Source organism: Paenibacillus sp. PK1-4R, from assembly GCF_030369595.1.
GTDB lineage: Bacteria > Bacillota > Bacilli > Paenibacillales > Paenibacillaceae > Paenibacillus.
The window spans coordinates 5,047,426-5,066,786 of the sequence record NZ_CP126535.1; the positions used below are offsets into that span (position 1 = coordinate 5,047,426).

Here is a 19,361-nt window from a genome sequence, read left to right on the forward strand (position 1 = left end):
ACTCTCATAAGGCGGTGTATTTTGATGAAAAATATTGTATCCATGCGTTGGCTGCTCGCCAGAATGTACGAACCGGATGTGGTCATTGCAGATTGCCGATTCTTGCTCGGTCAGCCAGAGGCTGGAAGACAAGCCTATGAAGCTGGACATATTCCAGGCGCTGTCTATCTCGATTTGGAACAAGATCTATCCTCTCCTGTCTCTGCGCACGGAGGACGTCACCCGCTTCCTGATCCGGCTGTGCTCGCAAGTCGTCTATCCAAAGCTGGCATTGGCTCCAATGCACGCATTATTGCCTATGACGATCAAGGCGGCATGAATGCCTCACGATTGTGGTGGCTGCTTCGCTACATCGGTCATGAGCAAGTGTATATCATGGACGAAGGTTTCTCCGCTTGGCAAAATGCCAAATTCCCGGTGACTCAGGATGTGCCCGTTCAGATCCCGTCTTCCTTTGAGGTGAACGTACAGCCACAGATGCTTGCAAATGTGCAAGATGTGCAACAAGCCTCGGTAAGCGGCAGCGCTGTGTTAATCGACTCTCGCGACGCCCGCCGCTACGCCGGCCTGGAGGAACCGATTGATGCCAAGGCCGGACATATTCCGGGTGCGGTGAATTATTTTTGGAAAGATGTGTTGGATTGGGATGGACGTTGGACAGATACTGGGGTGTTAGAAGAGCGTTTCAATAATCTGGACAAGGATGGTGCGATTATCGTGTACTGCGGCTCCGGCGTGTCGGCTTGCCCGAACGTGATTGCGCTGGAAGAAGCGGGATATACGAATGTGAAATTGTATTCCGGGAGTTGGAGCGACTGGATTAGTTATGAGGGGAATCCGGTGGCTACGGGGGAAGAAGTTTAGGATTCTGATACATTGTGGATGATTGGAATAGCTAAGCGGAAATGCCGCCTGGGTCTAAGGACTCGTGGCGGCATTTTATCGTGATTTTCATGTTCCCATTTAATATAAGCGGCGGTTTTGGTAGGAATTGAAGAGTGAGGATCAGCTTCCGACTTTGAGAAACGTGTATAAAAGATTGCTTTAAGGGCGTCATCGGCTGAACTGTTTCTGCAGAGATCATTGACACTGCCATAGACGATTAGTAGGAGAATTTTTCGCGCACGATATTGAGGCGATATCGCTTGTTACGACTCGGTCCCACGTCGAATACCAATCCGAGAAAGAGACCGTCCAAACTTTTCCTTCTTGGTATTATCCCCTTATTCTCTTATAATGAGTAATTTAGCGACCAATATACAATTTTAAGGAGATGGAGTATGAAAGAGAGTAGGGTACGCTTTGCCACAAAGTTTCTGATCGTAGTAGCTATGATTTTATTTAGTGGGTTGCTACCGATTACAGGTGGAAAAGCAGAAGCAGCACAAGAGCGATACAAATCCGAATTCGAATTTGAATTCAAGTACGAGGAGGAAGCATCCAGAGTTATACCACAGGTTCGTGTAACAAAGTTTTATTTTGATGACGGTCGTGTGGAGACTGAACTTCATGAATTTCCAAAGCAGGCGCTGGCTGTATCGAAAGACGCTCAATATTCGGAGAGCCATCGCCAAAAAGATGATCCAGCGCTGAAGCAAACATTTTATCCAGGCTGCGGTTGGGACTTTGGCACATATGTGATGAATACAGAGAAAGGTCCGCTAGCTTTTACGATTTATTGTGATTCAACGACAGACAAACAACCAAATGCAAAAGGTGAACAGGAGTCAGTAAGCAATCATGTTATCTATAAATATGATCTCGAGCGCAACCTTCTAAGCGTTTTGAATCAGGTACAAACGTTCGGAAAAAGCCAACCTCCGTTTCAAATGTATTATGACTTTGGAGGCTATACCTTGCAAGAAGGTAACGGAAAAATAAACTATGAAGAACGAAATATTCGAGTCTATTCACTGCTCAGTAACAAACTGCTGGCGCGTATTTCTGAATATCCACAGGAAATCGACCAAACCTTAAGATACACCGAGTACAAAAAAATATCCAATGATCCAAAAGTTCTCGCTAAAATAGGAAATTATACAACACATGGGAATGATAATTACATAGGAGAAACATTCATTTTAAATGCAGACGGAACCCGAACAAAAAGTAAGATTCCTGCCGTACTGCCAAATAATATTTTTTATGAAAATAAAATCGGTTCATTTACCTATGTCTCGTATAAAAATCCAAAAAACGAAAATACCATGGTAGGTTATCGAACTTCTACAAGTACAGCAATCAAGCCATTATCTCGTGCAGATGCTTCAAGTTCCATAAGATTCAGTAAGTCCAAACGTTACGTTCTGATTCGTCAGCAAACTACCAAGGAAAAAACAATAAGAATCGTCGATACAAAAACGGCAAAAGTTGTATCCGAAATTCCGGATATCGGCGGTGGAGTATATAAGGAAGTAGGCAATTCAATTCTTTTATTCCAAGCCGAAAAGAAAGATTACTACCTGCATGTGCCGACAGGAATTGTTACCCGTAATATGGAAAATTCTCAATTGGTACAAGCCGATACAGGTGGGTACACGGGTGACCAATCGAAGCTGATCTCCATGCAAGCTCCACCACAAATGCTCGTAAACGGCAAACCGATGCGTTATGCCGGCCAAGGGCCTTTCCTGACGAAGGACAACCGCTGGTATGTGGAAGTGAACGATTTTGCAAAGGCTGCGGATGCTACAGTGTCCAAAACTGCAAACGGATTGACGATCAATCGTGGTAATTACCAAATGACCGTCTCCAAATCCGATAAAACGGTATTAACCTGGGCTGGGCAGACCTTCGTACCATTGGAGACACTGAACGAAAAATTGGGCATGGCTGGGGGGTTCTTGAATTCCCTTTTAGGTAAGGGCTACGAATACAAAGTGCTCCATGTTTTTTCCAAGGATCTGAAAGAAGCAGATATTATCGCTCGCCCTGATCTGTACGAGGCCATCGAAAATGATTCAGGGAATTATTATTCAATGGAAAATGGTAAACCTGCCGCAAGGCCGTTGTCGGAAGCCAACAGGTATTATTATGATGGAACTAATCTCATCTTCAAAGATGGCTTACTCGTAAATGTAGCTTCTATATACAATGCGGGTGGCCGTACGTTGCGAAATATTCTGTTCGATATCAATAAACTGAAGCATGTCATTGCCGTCTATGGAACGCCGAATGCAACCATGACCGGAGGACAAATGGTACGCTGGTACGAGGTGGATGGTAACGTGCTGGTATTCGAAGGTAACTCTAATTTGAAGGGTGCTTATTATATTTCACGATAAACACGAGGTGATATTCTGTGCTCCAAGCCCGTTTCCAAATAAGGACTCGGGCTTTTTTATTAGGCTTAAAGGAATGACGAATCCCCGCTCTCCATAACCCAATCACATAAATCAGTATGACTAACCTCTTATCATACTCATAGCGGAACAAATTATGGGAGCCGTCGAGGAAGAAAGAACGGTTGAAAGGCGATTTTCCCGTGCAGTTTAAAATCCCTTCGGCCGTAAATCCAAATGTGAAGCTGTATTCCGGAAGTTGGAGCGATTGGATTAGCTATGAAGGGAATGCAGTCGCTATAGGTGATTCGGAAGCGGACAAAGACGTATAGCAGTATATCGATTTGAATACATCGCCAGGTGGCTTATCTGCCCCGGCGATGTATTTTTCTATGTTCGGAGTCAACGAGGAAACAACGCAGACGCTCTTAAAATAATTACATGAAGATCTTCATCGAGAGCTTGTTTATATGATCTCAGATACATCCACAGCCCCGTCGAACATGAGCTTGAACGAGAACTTAGCAAGTGGTAAAACTGGAAGATCGTTCACGTTTCTCTTTTAATAAACGTGTAACACCACCAGCTAAAAATGTACCAGTATGTAAAAAAAGTGTACGATGCTATGAACAATGTAGTGAATAGCAACAGTATATATAAAGACTATAAAGTCCGATACTCAACAACCACTGTTAGTGTGATGAAAATAGAGAGAGGGAGACACACCTCCTTCAATATAGCAGAAAGTTCACAGAAAAATAACAGAGTTAACATGCTACAGCATACAACACCGCACAAATTATGTTTAAGTAACACTTTTGGTGGCTCGCACTATTGTGCGGGTCCAATTTTTTAAACGAGGATCACAACCTCCTAGCCCATCTAAATAATTAATGTTAAACAACGGTCTGAATCCAAATTTGTGCGACTTTAAAGGAATCAGCCTACTATACCTTTGTTCACAACTTGATAAGAGTGCTGAAGTAGATTTAATTCTTGATCTTGGTATAGACCCACAGCAATTAAATGTACATGGTGAAACTCCATTAATAACTGAGTTTATAGTTCAGGGTGGTCATTACATAGTAACAACGATTGAACTCATTTCATATAACTAGTTATTCTCAAAATATTTAAAAAATCTGATTGTTTCATTATAATCATCTTCGTCGGAATAAATATTTAACATTTTGCCTAGCTCAATCGCAAAATCTACATATCCGTTGGCTTTTGCAGTTATTATGTTCTGACTAACTGTGTATGTTTCGTCATTGTTTATTCTATTTTCAGTAAATTCCTTTCCTTCTAAAACCCCTGCTTGTTTAACAAGTTCAACTCCTGAGCAAATGGCACCAATATATTTCCCGTTAGTATCCAGTCTCTTGATAAGTGATGTTAGCTGATGATTTCCTTCTATTGCGCCAATATCTCCTCCTGGAATAAGCAGTATTTCTACTTCGTCAAAATCAATTTCTTTTATATCTTTATGGGGTTTAACAATTAAGCCCTCATAAGAATTGACCATTTCGGAATTTAAACCCACTGTTATAATTTCCCCCTGAGTTTTCATTAAATAAGTTGCCAGCATTATTTCAAAATTTACAAACCCGTCGTAGATTAAGACATGAGTATTAATGTTTACACCTGCTTTCATGTATTTTTAGTTCAAGTTGCTTTTTTTAACTCTTTAGAACGGTTGTAAGCACCCACAATCCATAGAGCCAGATTGAAGAAGGCCAAAACTATCACAATTGTACCGTCCCAAAAGTATAAGGACTGCCAAGAATTATTTGCTAGGTTAGTAATAGCTTTAGATACCGCTATCAAAAAACCCGGAATAGAAAAGAATGAAAAGAGCAATATTGCCGAAAGTATACCTACTAAATAAATAAATAAATGAAAATACTCTTGAGATAGCTTGTTCATTCTGTTTTAAATTACTCCATTCAATACGAGCACTTTTACTATAGATTTTTTTCAAATAAAGAACTGCTTGTCCCAACAGATTCGAAGAATTTGTAATAGTGATTAAAACATAATAAAGATCAGTTCTGAAGAAAATGAGAAGATGCCATAAAAACTTATATATTTGTATGAGGACTATCAGTCTCATGTATCCTACAATTATTAAATCCTGTTGATAGATGTACTGGAACACGAGCGCAAGCAAAAGAACCACTGAGTCCCATGCCATACCCGCTAGAAATGGCAAATATCTTTTTTCCTTTCAATCGCCCACAAAGAGTTCATGTTGGCTTCACTAACCATCCAAAACCATCTTATACTTATTTTAAAATTGACTGGCACCCCGAGTGATACTGCTGCAAAATAATGGGCAGATTCATGCAAAATCGTTAAACTCCATGATATTAAAAATAGAATAAGCAACTTAAACCAACTGACTCATTAAAAATAAAATAATCTTGATAAGACGGAAGAAATTCAGGGTTGTACGTAAAAATAATTAAAGATGCAATAAAAAAAGTTAAATAAATGAGAACTGCCAATTTGTTAAAGAAGAATCTACCAACCTTCTCTCTAATTCTGCCTTCATTGTTACTTGCCTTAAGAGCAACCAAGACTTCATCATTAAATTTATGAATCAGGTTTAACTCTAATAAAGGTTCCACAAAATCAATAATATCTACCTCAACATCGTGATTCTTTTTTTTATAAATTCGATATTTCATCCAGTGTATTTATTCCATCCATTAGTTCTATAGCTAGAACACCCTCGATGGGAATTCGAATATAAATAGTTTTATTCATAAGTTGGCTATTTGGAGACGTCTCTGAAAAAATTAATGAGCTTTCAATGAGATTTTTATTTTTTTTCGCTGTTCTTCAATATTTAGTTTTGTATCAGACCTTCAAGCATAGTTTCATCAATCGGAACTCCCATTTGCATTTTACGTTCAAGCTTTTCTTCCGTAGCTTTTTGAATATCCATTTTTTCACACTCCCTCATATCGACATTACATTATTACACGTAATTTATAAAGTCATTAGGTCGCGTTTCTCCCCCAAAAATAGAGTGAAGTTCTTCGCAAGTTGATTCCTGTGTTGTTTGTTCCTATAACACGAAAAGAAAACATTTTATTGCTATCGGACCGTAATCCCAATTCAGCATTTCATAGTTGCACACCACACTTACCTCATGTAGGACATATGTCTCCTTTTCTACGAAAACGATTAAAAAATCTTTATAATCCACACAAAATGTTCGATATACAACAAATGAACATCCGCATATCCCATGTATGCATCCTGAAATCTACCTCAGAAATGTGGCACGGGAGAACAGAACAATACATATAACAGGTGGTTAGGAAACAGAGAAAGTTCTGTCTGGTTGAAAGGCAGGAACTAACAAAGGAGAAGAAGATATGAAGGGACGAACGAGTCACAAACGAAACACACGCAGCATCTGCGTGAACTTGCTGTTATCCATGCTATTGTTGGTCAGCAGCTTGCCGCTATGGCCTAGCAAGGCAGCAAACGCTGCTGCAGAAGGGTCATATCTCTTATCCCTGAACAGACCGGTGTATAGCTCCTCATCCCTTGGTGGGAATACAGCCGATCATGCCGTGGATGGCAACAAAAATACCCGATGGGAAAGTGTGTGGCAACAGGACCCTCAGTGGATCTATGTTGATCTGGGTGCAGTTGCTTCCATCTCCAACATCTCGATTGAGTGGGAAAATGCCTATGCTTCCGCCTTCGATCTTGAAGTGTCGGATGACGAAGTCAACTGGAAGCAAGTGTACTCCACAACGAAGGGTCAAGGCGGTCTGACAGAAGTGGAGGTTTCCGTCAATGCACGATATGTACGTTTGTTCAGTCATGAACGGGCGCAGCAAGCCTATGGTATTTCTCTGTACGCGTTCGATGTGTATGGAACGGGTGGAGCAAATCCACCTCCAAAACCGACTGCCGCCAACCTTGCTCTTGGTAAATCGGTTATAGCGTCGTCGGAAGAGATTGACGAACCTAGCCGCTCCGCCGAAGACAAGGCCAAGATGGAGAAGCGCGATTATGAAGCGCGCAATGTGACAGATGGTGATCCAGGTACACGCTGGTCTTCCATATACAAGGATCAGGAATGGATTGTTGTGGACCTTGGTCAACGTCAGGAAATCGGAGAAATTTCTCTGCAATGGGAAAATGCGTTTGGACGTGCTTACGACATTCAGGTATCCGACGACGCAAAGCAATGGACTACGCTGTATCGGGAGTTACACAGCAATGGAGGACGGGATGAAATTCCTGTATATTCAGAAGCCAGATATGTCAAGCTCGCAGGTCATGGCCGAGGTACAACCAACGGTTATTCACTCTATGCCTTTGATGTATATGAGTATATTCAAGGAGATGAAAAACCGGTCTACACCATTCCGTCTATCCCGGAGATGAGCTCGGTACAAGTCGGCGCTGGCAGTTATGCCATTAATGACATCACGATGCTGCAGCCGAAAAACCCTAAAAATCGCACAGCTGACATCACCGCCCCGATTCCATCCAATGACTGGTGGCAATCGATTCTCGTCTCGGATTTAGGAGATGGAAACAGTCTGGTCACGCTCCCATTCAAAAATCGATACACCAAACAGGGGCTTCATATTTTGAATCCTGGTGCTGGATACGTTTCTGCTGATGGCAACTCGATGGATGCAGACGGTGAAGCAGACCTCATCCTGACAACAAGCGATATGAACCCAGCCAAGGTCAATACCAAGATCGCAGGATACGGGGATTACTCCGCTAACATCATCATGAGTGATGATGACACGGCAAAGGTCAATACAACCTTTGTAAAAGGCTCCCCTTTCCTGTACAACACGTTTGAGAACCCGGACACCATCCTGATTCGTTCACCGAACATTACACGTCTCTTTGATGATCAAAACCGTGAGATTGTGTTGCAGGATGGGGAATCATGGACAGGAGATCATATCGGTGTAGAAGTCACCAATCAGGACAGAGCGCCTTCGCCGCAAACTTTTACTAGAAACTATGGTCTTTATGCACCTGAAGGAACCACATTTATAAAGCTGGGCAATACACTTAAGATTAAGCTGGGATCAAGCGAAAATTATTTGTCGCTCTCTACCCTGCCATCTGCATCAGAATTAGCTTACTATTACCAACACGCCTATGCTTTTGTAACGGATACGAAGGTCGAATACGACTATAACGAGAGCACTTCACAAGTTACAACGACCTTTAACTCCGTTACACAAACGAAGCGTGCCAACTTTTCCGCCGACACATTAATGGCTTTGTTCCCGCACCAGTGGAAACTTGCAACAACTCCACTCACGGAGCTCGCTTATCCTTCTATTCGTGGAATGATGAAAGTGAGCGAAGGCAACAGCTTTACGACACAGGATCGTTTCTACGGCATTATTCCGCAATTTGTAGAGCCGGATGATCCGACATACTCACGCGCGCAATTAATCAGTTATCTGGATCAGCTTGATGCAGATACGTCAGGCAATTTAATGAGTGAAGATCCCTACTGGCAGGGGAAAAAGCTTCATCCGCTTGCGCTGGGTGTGCTCATTAGCGATCAGCTTGGTGATCACGAACGACGGGACCACTACCTGTCCCTGTTAAGAAGCATCTTGACCGACTGGTACACTTATTCACCGAATGAACGTCTGCACTCCTATTATTTCTATTACTCGGAGCAATGGGGAACGATCTTCCCTTATGGAAGCGGGTTCGGGGTCAATACCGGACTGACGGATCATCATTTTACGTATGGCTATTACGTCTTTGCATCTGCGGTGCTGGCTATGTATGATCCAACTTTTGTACAGGATTATGGCGATATGGTTGAACTGCTGATCCGGGATTATGCCAATCCTTCACACACAGACGATCAATTCCCATGGATGCGTAATTTTGATCCTTATTCTGGTCATTCCTGGGCGGGCGGTTATGCCGACAATCGCAGCGGAAACAATCAGGAAGCTGCAGGCGAAGCTCTGTTCAGTTGGGTCGGACAATATATGTGGGGCGAAGTAACGGGGAACAAAGCCTATCGCGATGCGGGCATCTGGGGCTTCGTCACCGAGGAAAAAGCGGCCGAGCAATATTGGTTCAACTACGATGGGGACAACTGGCTGGAAGGATACAAACACGCTACCGTAGGGCATGTATACGGCAGTGCTTACCTGTATGGCACGTACTTCTCCAACGAGGCCGAGCATATTTATGGCATTCACTGGTTGCCGCCCGCAGAGTGGATGACCTATTATGGTCGTGATCCGAAGAATACCGCGGCACTATACAACGGTCTGATCAAGGATCTTGGTGGTCAGCAGGAGCACACATGGCAACACATCATCTGGCCATTCCAATCCATCGGGGACCCGGAGACTGCTCTTGCAAAGTGGGATACAAAAGAGATGCAGCAAAACGAAGTCTTTAACGCCTACTGGTTCATGCATAGCATGGCATCCACAGGAACACGTACCATGGATATTTGGGCAGATTCTCCCGCAGCAACCGTATACGAAAAGGATGGTGTCTACACGGCGCAAATCTGGAATCCGTCAGACACCGCCAAAACGGTTCGTTTTTATAATGCAAGCGGAGCTTTGGGTTCAACTACCGTCTATGCGAAAGCTCAAGTGAAAGTCAATCCATTGGAGCATACAGTAGTCAAGCAGCCAGATGCCTCACAAGGCGTCACCTATCTGGATCGCAGCGAATGGACGATTACCGCCTCTTCCAGTTCGGAAGCAGTCGAACGCATGATTGACGGAGATTTGACTACCCGCTGGTCATCTGGACAAACGCAACAGCCTGGAGACTGGCTCCATATTGATCTGGGCAACGAGCAGATGATGGATACACTTTTCATGAACTCCGGCAACAGCGGAGGTGATTATGCCCACGGGTATGAAGTTTACATTTCGAAGGACGATGAAAACTGGAGCAAGCCAATTGCACAGGGAATAGGCTCTTCTCCAAGCCTGTCCGTCGATTTGGGAATGCAGATCGCACGTTATATCAAAATTGTATTGACTGCTCCCACAGACAGTTGGTGGTCCATCTCGGAACTCAAGCTCGCCCGATTTGGAAAGTTGCCTCAGACCCCTGAGTATCCAAATCCAGCTCCGTCGTCCGATCGCTCAAACTGGATCGTGACCGCTTCCTCCACGCAAGGAACGGATGTCACGGCTCACATGCTTGATGGAAATAAAGACACATTATGGACGAACGGGCGAAAGCAAACGAGCGGACAGTGGATTACGATTGATCTTGGGGAAACGAGTGCTTTTGACGCAGTAGAGCTGGACCCGGGGAACGCGAAGGATGACTATCCGCGGCAATATCGCATTTTCGTTTCCGATGACGGGCAAAACTGGGGAACCTCTATTGCTGGAGGCGAAGGCGTGTCAGGACGTCTCTCCATCACCTTCCCTGAGCAACAGGCTCGTTATGTGAAGATCATGCAGATGGGTGAATCCGATCAATGGTGGTCGGTCTCCGAGCTATTTGTTAATCACTATGGAACAGGAAAACAAAAACGTCTGCTTTCAGATGCATGGTCCGTCACAGCGTCTTCCGATGAGGAAGCTGCAACGGCGATACTGGATGGCTCGAACCAAACACGCTGGACTTCCGGTCAGGCACAAACAGGCGGTGAGTGGCTTCAGCTGGATCTGGGCAATTCAGAGACAGTGAACCGGATTGTATTGGATAGTGCACACAACATTGAGGATTATGCTCGCGGTTATGAAGTATACACCTCTCTGGATGGCATGGATTGGGGTAAAGCTGTGGCTACGGGTGAAGGGAAAAATGCCTTGCTCTTCATAGCATTCCCTGCTCATGAGGCCCGCTATATCAAAATAGTTCAGACCGGAACGGATTCTCACTGGTGGTCTGTAGCTGAAATCGCAGTTTATACTGCCGATCAGACACCATGGACACCCGGGGAACAGGATGATCTGCTGCCTACCGAACTGGATCGGACATCTTGGACAGCTACAGCTTCCACGTCTGAAGACATTGGTGCACTGCTGGATGATGATCTGAACTCACGCTGGACCTCTGCATCCGGACAACAAGCAGACCAGTGGATTCAGATCGATCTGGGAAGCATTCAGAATTTCAGCCGGTTAACTATGGACTCAGGCAGCAGTACCAATGACTATGCCCGCAGTTTTACAATCGTCACTTCAACGGATGGCGAGCATTGGAATTCGGTTTCAGAAGCTGTGGGAACAGATTCTTTAATCTCAGTGACATTCACGAACCAGAAGGCACGATATGTCAAAATTGCTTTGACTACGGACAATGCTGAGTGGTGGTGGTCTATTGCTGAATTGAAGCTGTACCATTGATACGCTGAATTCAAAACCATCAATTTTACGCAGTATTAAAAAATCATTAATCTAAGGAATTAAATATCGTTCATCCAGCCACCTCTCTCCCTCAATTTTGCGGGACAGGGGTGGTTTTTTGGCAATCACCCGCTTCTAAATGTAATAAGCAGTTATCTCGAATTAAATACGTATTTTCCAATCACGAATACGAACGGCGGCAAAACACACATATCCGCCTAAGCAACGTTAGAGACCAGCATATGCTTCTTTGCGCTGTTCCCGAGATCAAAATATTGGGAAATTGAGGATTGACAGCGCAAGTTATCCATTCTAATATAATCATAGCGGAAAACTATGAATAAAATCAGTATCAATAAACCCACTAAAGGAGACTACAAAATGGCTGCCCTCCAAACGTTTAAAGCATCTGCTCATCTGCAAAACGGAGTTCAAGTGAAAGTAGCATCTCGAAACTTCGAGTTTATTATCGACGAGCCCAAAAACTTGGGTGGAACCGATACCGGCATGAATCCGGTGGAAGCTTTACTCGCCTCGCTGGGAGCATGTCAGTCGATCGTAGCTAGGGTATATGCACCTAAATTTGGGGTGAATCTCAAGGATTTCTTTGTGGATGTAGAAGGCGATATTGACCTGGATGGCTTTTTCGACAAATCAGAGGTGCGTCCGGGCTATTCCGATATTCGGTATACATTCCGTATCAAAACAGATTCTCCCCAAGAGCAGGTTGAAGCATTTGTACAATTCCTGGAGAGCAAGTGCCCAGTTGGAGATACGTTGGCACATCCGGTTAATCTCAAGTTGGACAGAATTATCATCGAAAACTAAGCAGCCTATAACTACCGTGAAACCGGACTGATATTGAATTGCTAACCGTATAACATATTTAGATGTAACAAAAGCCCGCGTTTTTCGCGGGTTTCTGGTCATAACCTAATAAACTCGGCTATAAACTTCGTTTGGCCCTTTGAGAAAATATCTTGTTCGAATTAAAGACACTCTCCATTGAAAGCAACCATAGATACACAAGAACAGCTGTTAGTCTGGCATCGGACAGCGTTAAGCATTATGAGTATACGACACATTATTATAGAAGCTGGCGGTCAACACTCTCCTTATTCGTTTCCAGCAAGCGCCTTTCTGTACGATGCAGACATAAAGTGGCAGCTTTTTTTGATTCATGATAACAAAAAAACAAAAAAAACCGTGATGGACATCTGTCCACCACGGTTGAATAATGAAATCTATTATTGCTTTTTACTTAACGATACATTAGCTGTTAACGTCTTGTCGATCGTCGTCCAGTTTACATAAGCACCTAGTATTTCATTAATAACAGAAACCGGAACTACGGTTTCGCCTTTTAAAAGCTTTGGTACGTTACTATTGAACACTAGTTTATCGTTAATTGAATACACATCTGAACCAATTTGAGCACTTATATTTTTCGTGCCTAATTTGATTTGAGTTGTACGCGTCTTATGATCCCATACTACTGTACCGCCCAATAGCTCGGAAATGGTTCGAATCGGTACGTAGAACTCATCGTTATGAACAACCGGTTTGATTGTCGTACCCCCTACATTCATTGCAACGTCAACATATTCAAGAAAATCGGTCTTTCGAATGAGTCCATGAACCCCTTTCGTTCGATCTACGACCTGAGATACTTCATAATCCGTTGCGGCTGATAGGTACGCATAAGCTACACTTCTATCCATATCAAGCTTATCGGATAAGAATTGAATCGATTCACGTACGGATTCTTTCATGGCTTCATCCAAATCAGGGTCCAGTCCAATTGGAATCCAATAATCCTCGGTTTCAGCAAAGGGTTGCGTGAATTCTCCACTGTGTGGTAGTGATGGATCACCTTTCTTTAACACCGTTAACCGAACTGTCCCCCTTAAGGAAGCTTCCAATGCAGTTAACGCTACTTCTCCATCTCCTTGAGCAAAGTGTGGATCTCCAGTATAGAATAGCCCGCCTTTAACTTGAATCGGATAATAAATAGTTGCACCAACACCCAACTCATTAATATCCATATTCCCTCCTGTTTCAATAGGTGGGATCGAACTCACAACTTCGCTGGTATTTGGTGCAACCCCCATAACACCTAGAAACGGGTTAATTGGGAAACGTACATTCTTGCCAGCTTTTGTTGGTAATACCCCATACCAATTGCCGTTGATTTCTTCAATAGGCGTAAATATAGATACATTATTATATAATTCCGGTTTTGTTGCGCTAGCTCCCTCTTGTGGACCTGTGTTTTCTGGAAATTCGTTAGGAAGAGCACCTTTACCATGGCGGTTAGAAATAACACCATACGGAACTCGAGTCTGCAACGAAAGGACTTCTACTTTAAGAACATCTCCTGGCTCCGCTCCCTCAATCGCTACCGGCCCAGTGATAATATGAGGTCCGTCTTTTACATAATCATGCTTAATCGCAGAAGCCGCAATTGCCTTCGCATCATCCAACACTCCATCGGGTGAGATACCGAATTTACCGAAGTACTCCACTGGATTTCTCCCTTGATCCTCTATCAATCCCTCATGCGATACCGTATCAAATGTTACAGCACTTCCTGATGGCACAGTTAGAATCGGAGAGCTGTCTCGATTAGGCAGTGATCCCCAGCGAATGTTCTCAATCGCAGACGTTACATAATAATCACCTTCTACCTTATCAAGGGTTGTTGGTTGCAGTGGCATACTAAAGCCCACTGAAGGTAGAGCAAATGTAAACATACTTATAATCCCTACTGAAACCCCAAATTTCCTAATCGTTCGGTTAATAAACATTACGCTCCCCCTCTATACTATGTAATATTTTCTAACACAAACACACAATAACATATAAATACATTTACAACAATATTTTTTTGTCAATAAAAATAACATTATAGAGCTAAATATCAAGAATAAACTTATAAAAACAAACAACATGTCAATATACTTATCATATGGAAGGCGTGTAAAACTAAAATACTTCTAGTAAACTGAGGACCCTCCTTCAGAGATTGGAACAAACGAAATTAAGTTACAGGAAAATTATGTATGTCTTTCATGTATCCGATACCGCCACAGGAATACTACTACACTCCGGTTCAGGCATAATCACCTGTCCGCACGTGATTGCACTGGAAGAAGCGGAATTCTCGAATCTGAAGTTGTATCCCGGAGGATGGAGTGACTGGATTAGTTATGAGGAAAATCCGGTGGCTACCGGGGAAGAGTAGGTACGTAGCACCGGTCTACAGTGTCTCAAGACAAAAACACCGCCATGCAAGCTGATGCCTGGGGCGGTGCATTTTCAGTGACTGAGCGTCACCCGGGAATACGGGAGAGATAGAGGCATCGTTGCATGCGAAGACTGATCCAACCCAATCCTTTCTCGCTCAATGAAACAGGATCTGCAAAAGAAAATGAGGAGAAGCATTCATGAGTCCATGAATCAAGATAATCACCCATATTTTACGATAGTGGGCCCATAAATAACCAAGAAACAGACCTGTAACCCCATGATTTGCAATTACTGTTGCCACATCAATATCCCACTGACCATTTCCTTGAATGGCGACATGCCAAATGGACCATAGTATTGAAACTAGTAGTATGGCGGGCCATCTTCCAAGCAATGCCTCCAATCGGGTCTGCAGCCATACCCGATAAAAAACTTCCTCCAATACGCTATTGATCATAAAACCAATCAACATCAAGAGAAGTAATTCTGTCATATCGGTTGCTACGATTGCTCCTTCTGGTTGTGCAATTGGGGAATAGAACCTTAGATAACACCAGACCACAATAACGATTAGTGGTACGATGACGTGTCTGCGAGTGCGAGGTTTTACCGAGATAATGTCTTGTTGCCCGCCAGTCATTTTGCGATAAATCAGCAATAAAATCAACGGGATGAACAATAGTGTCGTCAACTTGAACGCCAAATAATATAGCTGGAAATGTAATCCTTGCTGGTTTATCGTTATCAGAGAAACCGTAAATAAAACGCCTGACAGCAATAATACAATCGATTGAACGACCAAGTGCTGTTTCTCCATTTGTTGGAAATACGGATGATATTGACTTTTATAAGGAATCATACGGATTAGAAAAATGCCAAGGAATGCCGGCAACATACTATGCCATATTGGAATCACTTCCTCACGATCAGCCGTGTACCTTATATTCAAGTTTCCGGTCCACACTAACCACAATACAGCAGCAAATATAATGATCATACATAATAAGCCGGTTGCCTTTCCCCATGCTGGAAGCATTACCTTGAATTGCTGATTCATTCCAATTGCACTCCTTTGAGTGGCATATCGCGTTTGCCCCCTTCTTTTTTTATTTCAGTTGAGTTAAATAAACTCTAGCACATTCCATCTTAATCGTCTATTTATTTCAGTTGAGTTAAATAATATGATATTCTGTGTGTATGCCAAAAATCGTGGATCATGAGAAAATGAAGAATATTATCGCTGAAGCTACTTGGAAAATCATTAGTGAGAAAGGCATTCATCATGCAACGTCAAGAACGATTGCAAAGGAGGCCGGATTATCACAAGGCGCTTTAAGACATTACTTTTCAAAACAAGAGAGCCTATTAGCTTTTGCAATGGAGTTAGTTAAGGAAAAGGTACTTACTCGACTAAGAAATTTGAATGCAAGAGAACTGGCGCCTCAAGAAAGAATTGTTGAATACTTGCTCGAACTAGTCCCGACGGATGAACAAACATTATTGGAAATGGAGGTTTGGTTTGCATTTGTAAGCTATGGAAAAACGCAAAAAGGGTTCGACGCCAATTATGAGGACCTGCAAAACGCAATCAAGAACTGCATTATGTACTTGAAAAATGAAGGACTTCTGCGCACAACCGATGAAGAGAAGGAACAAGAAAAACTGTATGCTTTTATGAATGGGATGGCTCTCAATTTGTATCTAGAGCCGGATAAGATAAATCGAACACAAAGCAAAGAATTGATACAAGACTATATCCATTGGATTATACGTTAGAGGAAAAATAAAGACTAAAGAGCCCACGTTTTGCGCGGGCTTCTCTGTGTTTTCATTATATTCATGTAGCATTTTAGATGCTTACATTTCCGACCTCTGTAACGTTCAGATTCAGCCTATGTGTTCGGCATACTTCGTAAAAATCTTTTGAAATAATGGGTTTGAAGATATTAATGTAATCCAGCATAAAAAATTCATGCTCGTCAATTTGCTCTTCATGAAGGCAGATTTGAGATACAACTTTGACGATCTTACGTGGAGGCTGTTGTACAGATGCAGCAATGACCGCTTTGCGCCCATATTCCGAACGTTCATAATCGAAAACATCCAAACGATCCAGCTGATGTGCAGTCCAATAGGTGTTTTCAACCGAACGACCGTTGTGGTAACACACGGTTGTCGGAATAAACTGTGTATTTGTTTTCGTTTCCTCCAACAGCGTTTTAAAACGATCTGATACGTGTCTCGTTCCTGTGATCGTCTCAAAATAATCTACGTTCAGGTTGCGTACCGTAGACAGTAGCTCAACTTCTGCTGTTGTCCCCTCTGGCAACGGATTCTCTATCGCCAAATAATTCATATCTAATTGGGGAGTGAAGGTTGTTCCGCCACTAATAAACCCTCTACGTGGATATTGAGATTCCAGAAAATAATAGTTCAAAGAATGATGTCTCCTTTTCGAATGAAGAGCTTTTCAATCAATTACACGGGTCAAATAGCCCCTCCAATTATTCCGCGGTTTTAAGCAAGTTGTCCACAATAAAATCAAGCTGTTTGTCTAACGAATAAATATCATTGTAGAAGAATAAACCAAAGCTCATATCAATCAGACGTCCTTCTTTGACTGCAGGGATGTTATTCCAAATTGAATTGTCTGACAGATCAACCATTCCTTCAAAGGAAGAACGGAATATATAATCACCCACATATTCAGGTAATACTTCATAAGAAACGTCCTTGCTTGTCGCATCGTTTCTTGCATTTTCAATTTCACGTTGCAAGACTTCAGGTGCTTTCATCCCTAAATACTGATAAATAATCTGCGACCCCCGGCCATAACCCAAGCCTGTCATTACAGCCATGGAACCTTTGTTGCTTTCCATAATTGTGACGGTTTTATCCAAAATACCTGCTTGTTCAAGTTTTTCCTTGCTTTGCTCAACCTTTTTGTGAAGGTTATCTAACATTTCCTGAGCTTGTCCCTCTTTACCCAGAATTTCTCCAAGCATATTCATACGTTCTTCTACTGGCAGGTCATAAGGAATATATACTGTAGGAGCAATCATTTTAAGTCCTTCATATATTTCTTCATTGGTAACAATAATGAGATCGGGATTAAGTGCAGTTACTGCTTCCGGGTCCGGTTTAAATGCTCCTAATGAGGTGGCACCTTCCAGTTCGCTCGCAAAAGCCGCTCCTTCTTCTATAGAAGAAATCCCCACAGGATTTACGCCTAAAGCAAGCAAATCACCCATTAGATACAGGACAACCACTCGTTGTGGATTAACCGGTACTTCAATATCACCTTTTATGGTGGTTACGGTCTTCATTTGAGATTGTGTATCTGTATTGTTAGCGTTGTTAGCCGCTATCTGATTCGTTGGCTTCTGAGAACCTTCATTGGCTGAAGGACTTCCTGTCCCACCAGTTGAACAAGCGCTGAGCAATAGGGTTAAACAAAGTAATAATGTGATAGCCAAGGGTGTCTTTCTACTTCTGTACATCAATAATTCCTCCTCAAATATATGCTGATTATGATAATCATTATCAATATATAAGGAAGTTAGGTCCTGTACAATGCCTAATCGTGCCACATTCGATGGTACATTAGGACTTTCATGCTGCTTTCGATAACGAATAGGTGCAATACCCATATATTTTTTAAATATTTTAGCAAGATAATAACCATCTGGATAACCAACAGCCTTGGCAATTTCCTGTAAAGTAGCATCTGTAGCAAGCAGTAGTTCCTTCGCTTTGTTCATACGGATTTGAATGACAAAATCAATCGGACTATGACCAGTCTGGCGTTTGAATAGCCTTGATAAATGTCGTGGACTACTGTCCATAAGCTCTGCTAACAAGTCCATTGTAATGGGTTCAGCGTAATGTTCCTGCATATAATATTTCATATGTGCAACCAGGTCTGGCTTTATTGTTGGCACGCGCCCATTGTGGATTTGCCATAACAAATCGTATACAAATTGATAAAATAATGACTTTACATGGAACTGTTCCAGTGCCTCTTGCTCTTCCCAAGCTGTCATCATGTACTGTACTTTACCCAACAAGGAAACAGGATGATCAGGTGCAAAGCCGTATTGAAGCTTGAAGGGATTACGGTGCTCCATCAAAGCCAGGATATCCTGACGTTCAGGCAGCGGGATGATGGCTTTGTAATAAATCATATAATATTCAAGGACCTCTTCAACAGACAAAATGTTCAGGCAACAGCCCTTCCCACCATGCAAAACATGGAATCGCGAGACCTGATGATCTTTTCCATCCAACCGTATAACAGCATTGCCACGCACCGTGTATAAGAAACAGCTCGCAGGGAATCGGTAGGTGTGAAGTCTCTCCTGCCTTTGCATAGTTATATGGCGAATATCCATTATTTTAATAGATGCCTTGTTCCATAATAAAAGATGTTCATTGAAATGTAAGATGGCTTCCCAGCTCCTTAAAATCATTG

At 42.6% G+C, this 19,361-nt stretch carries 13 protein-coding genes and 1 pseudogene; 7 read left to right on the forward strand and 7 right to left on the reverse strand.

What is annotated here, in order from left to right:
• Nucleotides 1–24: 24 nt before the first annotated feature.
• From QNO02_RS21915 to QNO02_RS21925, 3 genes are all read left to right on the forward strand, one after another.
• The gene (locus QNO02_RS21915) at nucleotides 25–864 is read left to right on the forward strand and encodes a sulfurtransferase (RefSeq protein WP_289389965.1); all 840 of its coding nucleotides are present in this window, start codon (nucleotides 25–27) and stop codon (nucleotides 862–864) included.
• 416 nt (nucleotides 865–1,280) lie between these two features.
• Entirely contained in the window at nucleotides 1,281–3,284 is a 2,004-nt protein-coding gene (locus QNO02_RS21920) for a stalk domain-containing protein (RefSeq protein WP_289389966.1), read from the forward strand.
• 200 nt (nucleotides 3,285–3,484) lie between these two features.
• Nucleotides 3,485–3,613 (forward strand): hypothetical protein, encoded by a 129-nt coding sequence (locus QNO02_RS21925; protein WP_289389967.1) that lies wholly within the window; start codon nucleotides 3,485–3,487, stop codon nucleotides 3,611–3,613.
• Between the two features lie 782 nt (nucleotides 3,614–4,395).
• On the opposite strand, the gene QNO02_RS21930 is transcribed toward QNO02_RS21925, so the two are convergent.
• The 3 genes from QNO02_RS21930 to QNO02_RS21940 all read right to left on the reverse strand — a co-directional run bounded on the left by QNO02_RS21930 (nucleotide 4,396) and on the right by QNO02_RS21940 (nucleotide 5,971).
• Complete coding sequence (locus QNO02_RS21930) at nucleotides 4,396–4,935, reverse strand: DJ-1/PfpI family protein (protein WP_256332206.1); 540 nt, start codon at nucleotides 4,933–4,935, stop codon at nucleotides 4,396–4,398.
• Nucleotides 4,936–4,946: 11 nt separating this feature from the next.
• Nucleotides 4,947–5,207, reverse strand: a complete 261-nt coding sequence (locus QNO02_RS21935) for a hypothetical protein (RefSeq protein WP_289389968.1) — start codon at nucleotides 5,205–5,207, stop codon at nucleotides 4,947–4,949.
• Between the two features lie 443 nt (nucleotides 5,208–5,650).
• Nucleotides 5,651–5,971, reverse strand: coding sequence for a hypothetical protein (locus QNO02_RS21940; protein ID WP_091028206.1), 321 nt, complete (start codon nucleotides 5,969–5,971; stop codon nucleotides 5,651–5,653).
• Nucleotides 5,972–6,667: 696 nt separating this feature from the next.
• Between QNO02_RS21940 and QNO02_RS21945 the strand changes: the two genes are divergently transcribed.
• Nucleotides 6,668–11,641 (forward strand): discoidin domain-containing protein, encoded by a 4,974-nt coding sequence (locus QNO02_RS21945; protein ID WP_289389969.1) that lies wholly within the window; start codon nucleotides 6,668–6,670, stop codon nucleotides 11,639–11,641.
• 381 nt (nucleotides 11,642–12,022) lie between these two features.
• Nucleotides 12,023–12,469, forward strand: coding sequence for an OsmC family protein (locus tag QNO02_RS21950; protein WP_091028202.1), 447 nt, complete (start codon nucleotides 12,023–12,025; stop codon nucleotides 12,467–12,469).
• A 419-nt stretch (nucleotides 12,470–12,888) separates the two neighbouring features.
• Here the strand turns inward: QNO02_RS21950 and QNO02_RS21955 are convergent, their stop codons facing one another.
• Nucleotides 12,889–14,448 carry an acetamidase/formamidase family protein gene (locus tag QNO02_RS21955; RefSeq protein WP_133385694.1) on the reverse strand — a complete coding sequence of 520 codons (1,560 nt, stop codon included), beginning with the start codon at nucleotides 14,446–14,448 and terminating at the stop codon, nucleotides 12,889–12,891.
• Nucleotides 14,449–14,744: 296 nt separating this feature from the next.
• Between QNO02_RS21955 and QNO02_RS21960 the strand changes: the two are divergent.
• A pseudogene (locus QNO02_RS21960) lies at nucleotides 14,745–14,885 on the forward strand (sulfurtransferase); the annotation flags it as partial.
• 159 nt (nucleotides 14,886–15,044) lie between these two features.
• Here the strand turns inward: QNO02_RS21960 and QNO02_RS21965 are convergent.
• Nucleotides 15,045–15,947 (reverse strand): CPBP family intramembrane glutamic endopeptidase, encoded by a 903-nt coding sequence (locus tag QNO02_RS21965; protein WP_289389970.1) that lies wholly within the window; start codon nucleotides 15,945–15,947, stop codon nucleotides 15,045–15,047.
• Nucleotides 15,948–16,087: 140 nt separating this feature from the next.
• Between QNO02_RS21965 and QNO02_RS21970 the strand changes: the two genes are divergently transcribed.
• Nucleotides 16,088–16,666: a TetR/AcrR family transcriptional regulator gene (locus QNO02_RS21970; RefSeq protein WP_289389971.1), complete on the forward strand. Its 579-nt coding sequence runs from the start codon at nucleotides 16,088–16,090 to the stop codon at nucleotides 16,664–16,666.
• A 73-nt stretch (nucleotides 16,667–16,739) separates the two neighbouring features.
• Here QNO02_RS21970 and QNO02_RS21975 read toward each other — a convergent pair whose 3' ends face one another.
• A complete protein-coding gene (locus tag QNO02_RS21975) occupies nucleotides 16,740–17,327 on the reverse strand; it encodes an imm11 family protein (RefSeq protein WP_289389972.1) in 588 nt (195 codons plus the stop codon).
• Nucleotides 17,328–17,394: 67 nt separating this feature from the next.
• Nucleotides 17,395–19,074: an AraC family transcriptional regulator gene (locus QNO02_RS21980; RefSeq protein ID WP_289389973.1), complete on the reverse strand. Its 1,680-nt coding sequence runs from the start codon at nucleotides 19,072–19,074 to the stop codon at nucleotides 17,395–17,397.
• Nucleotides 19,075–19,361: the final 287 nt, after the last annotated feature.